This is a genomic window from Vibrio sp. 1402 (assembly GCF_033340275.1).
The window spans coordinates 1-593 of the sequence record NZ_JAWOWE010000464.1 but is presented as its reverse complement, the minus strand read 5'-3'; the positions used below and the strand labels follow the sequence as shown (position 1 = coordinate 593).

At 44.2% G+C, this 593-nt stretch carries 1 protein-coding gene; it reads right to left on the bottom strand.

Annotated features, from left to right (window positions below; all coding sequences use genetic code 11):
• Positions 1 to 593, bottom strand: a 593-nt coding sequence (locus R7044_RS26690) for an alpha-amylase family glycosyl hydrolase (protein WP_263857067.1), incomplete at both ends; no start/stop codon positions are given.

The window sequence follows — 593 nt, the reverse complement described above, 5'->3', positions numbered from 1 at the left end:
ATCGTAATTGCCGCCAGATTTTGACGCGTTGTAGAAGTTCATGTGAAGCGGCGCATCGAACAACGACATACTGCCAGAGGTCTTAGTAATAAAGTTATGCAGTTGATTTACGTCGTAATTCCAATACTCACCAACGGTGAAAAGCTCTTTGCCTGTTTTCCAACGTAAATGATCAATCCACTCTTGTAGATACTGATATTTAATGTGCTTAACGGCATCCATTCTAAAGCCATCAACGCCGGTCATGTTGATGTACCACTCACCCCAATCTTTCAGCTCTTGTTTAACTTCTGGGTGATCCATGTCTAAATCGGCGTACATTAGGTAGTCGTAATTGCCTTTTTCAGAGCTGACTTCCCAATCCCAAGCTTTTCCTTCGCCTTTGAATTTAAAGATCGCTTTTTCTTTGCCGGCATCATCCCAGTCAACACCGTCAAAGTGATACCAAGTCCAATGGAAGTTCGAGTATTTGTCGTTGCGGCCAGGAAAATTAAACTCAACCCAAGCTTCAATCCATTTGTCGCCCAGTTCAATATTGCGGTTGTCCCAATCAACGCGCTTGGTATCGACCCACGACTTTCCATCTGCGCCAC